The sequence below is a fragment of the Collinsella aerofaciens genome, assembly GCF_040915425.1.
Lineage (GTDB): Bacteria > Actinomycetota > Coriobacteriia > Coriobacteriales > Coriobacteriaceae > Collinsella > Collinsella aerofaciens_BW.
Genome location: NZ_JBCPDN010000113.1, coordinates 1 through 2,709 on the forward strand (window position 1 = coordinate 1; position 2,709 = coordinate 2,709).

2 protein-coding genes are annotated in these 2,709 nt (G+C 61.5%); both read left to right on the top strand.

From position 1 onward, the window contains the following. On the top strand, positions 1–1,182 hold a 1,182-nt coding region (locus AB5164_RS10045), incomplete at its 5' end, for an ABC transporter ATP-binding protein (protein WP_368148078.1). 1 nt (position 1,183) lies between these two features. Beyond that, on the top strand, positions 1,184–2,709 hold a 1,526-nt coding region (locus AB5164_RS10050), incomplete at its 3' end, for an ABC transporter ATP-binding protein (protein WP_368148080.1).

Genomic DNA, 2,709 nt, shown 5'->3' on the forward strand with positions numbered 1-2,709 from the left:
GGCTTTATCGACCGCATGAACGTGGTGCTGCGCGAGAATATTGTGGGCGTGCGCGTCATCCGTGCGTTTAACAAGGAGCGCCACGAGGAACGGCGTCTGGACGAGGTGTTTAGCGAATACGCCGCCAACGCCATCAAAGTCAACCACCTGTTTGTGGGCCTCGACAGCTCAAGCTTCTTTTTGATGAACATCGCCGAGGTGGCGGTGCTGTGGGTTGGCGGCAACCGCGTGGGCGCCCACGCCATGCAGATCGCGAGCATCTCGGCGGTGCTTGAGTACGCAATCCTGATTCTGTTCTTTGTGATGATGGCGCAGATGGTGGTGCTGACGCTTCCGCGTGCCGCGGCATGCCTAAGCCGTGCACAGCAAGTGCTGGAGATTGAGCCGAGCATCGTCGATGGCCAGCGTACGCTTGATGCGGCCGCGTCCGACTCAAAGGACGGGGCCGATGCGGTCGCCGTGTTCGATCATATGTCGTTTCGCTTTGACGATGCCGACGAGGACACCCTGTGCGACCTGAGCTTTGCCTGTCGTCGTGGTCAAACGACCGCGATCGTGGGCTCGACCGGTTCGGGTAAGTCGACGGTGGCAAAGCTCTTGCTGCGTTTTCACGATGCCACGAAGGGCGCCATTCGCCTGGATGGCGTCGATCTGCGCGAGCTTTCGCAGGGCGAGATTCGCGGGCGCATTGCCTATGTGCCGCAAAAAGCATGGCTGTTCTCGGGCACCGTGGCAAGCAATCTGCGCTTTGGCAACGAAGACGCGACTGAGGCCGACATGCTTCATGCGCTCCAGGTTGCCCAGAGCACCTTTGTGCTCGATCAGCCGCAGGGGCTCGATACCCCGGTGGCGCAGGGCGGCACGAACTTTTCGGGCGGCCAGCGCCAGCGCCTGGCCATTGCTCGCGCGCTCATGAAGCATGCTGATCTGTATATCTTCGACGACAGTTTTTCGGCCTTGGACTTTAAGACCGATGCCGCCCTGCGCCATGCGCTGCAGGACGAGACGCGCGACGCCGCGGTGCTCATCATCGCGCAACGCATCTCGACGATTCTGCACGCCGACCAGATTGTCGTGCTCAAGGATGGTGAGGTCGTGGGCCTGGGCACGCATGACGAGCTTATGGAAACCTGCGAGGTGTACCGCGCCATCGCGGAATCGCAGATGAAGGGAGGTGAGTAGCATGACCGAGGAGCTCAAGAAACAGGGCGGCGTTGATGAGGCCGTTGCTGCGGGACTGGTCGAGGAAACGGCTGCCGTGGCACCCGAGCTGGATGACGCCGCCAAGGCTGCAGCCGAGTGCGAGGCTCGCCGCCAAGCGCTCTACGAGGAAAACGAGCGCGCCGAGGACGAGCGTGCACGCGCCGAGGCAGAGCGCATGCGCGATGTGGACGACGAAGACGAAGACGAGACGCCCCGTGATACCTGGGCGACGGTGCGCCGCCTGTGGAGCGAGGCTGCCGGCGACCATTGGCGCTTCTATATCGTGTTCGCGAGCATTGTGTTCTATGTCATCTTTAACACTGCTGCGCCGGCATATAGCGCCCGCGTGATCGATGAGCTGTGGAGCCACATTCAGGTGGCGTTTGCCAACGACACCACCTTCAACATCACCTGGGAGAACTGCGGCAGGACCATCTTCATCTACTTTATGATTTGGACGGCCGCTGCCTCGTTCTACGCGCTCCAGAGCTTTTTGATGTCGAGCGTCGCTGAGCGTCTCAATCTGCGCCTGCGCAACCGCATCGCGCAAAAGCTCAACCGTCTGCCGCTTGCCTTCTTTGACGCGCATCGTCCCGGTGAGGTCGTCAGCCGTGCGACCAACGACTTGGACAAGATGTCCGAGAGCATGCAGCGCGGCTTGCTGCAGCTTCTGGTGTCGATCGGTACCGTGGTGGGCGCTGTGATCGTGATGTTCGTGTTTAGCGTGCCGCTCACGCTCGTCTTTTTGTTCTTTATGACGCTGTCGCTGCTGGTGACGGAGGTCGTTTCGCGCCGCACGCACGATGTGACGGGCGAGCGCCAGGAGTGGGTGTCCAAGATTACGAGCGCGGTCGAGGAAGGCTATTCGGGCCGTTTGGTGATTCGCGCATTCAACCGCGAGCACCAGAGCTCTGCCGAGGTGCACCAGGCCTCGGGCGAGCTGGCGCGCGTGAGCACCAAGGCCGACTTTATGATCAATGCCGTCGGCCCCGCGGTGCGCTTTATCGGCCGTTTGGCGCAGATCGTTATTGCGCTTGTGGGCTGCAGCATGCTGGTTGCCGGTCACATGACCGTCGGCGTGTTCCAGGCGTTCTTCCAGTTTATTTACGAGGCGTCCGAACCCATGACGCAGCTGTCGTTTACCTTTAACTCGCTGCAGAGCGCGCTGGCGAGTGCGGAGCGCGTGTTCGACCTGCTCGATGAGCCCGAGATGGAGGCCGATCCGCTGCCGGACGAGGCCGCCAAGCTGCCGGGTCGCGTTGAGGGTCGCGTCTCCTTTGAGCACGTGCGCTTTGGTTATTCGCCCGACAAGCCGCTTATGCGCGACGTGTCGTTTACCGCCGAGCCGGGCCAGAAGATTGCCGTGGTGGGAACCACGGGCGCAGGCAAGACGACGCTCATCAACCTGCTCATGCGCTTCTACGAGATTGACGGCGGGCGTATTACGCTCGACGGCGTGGATACGAGCCGCATGGATCGCGGCGAGCTACGTCAGCAGTTTGGCAT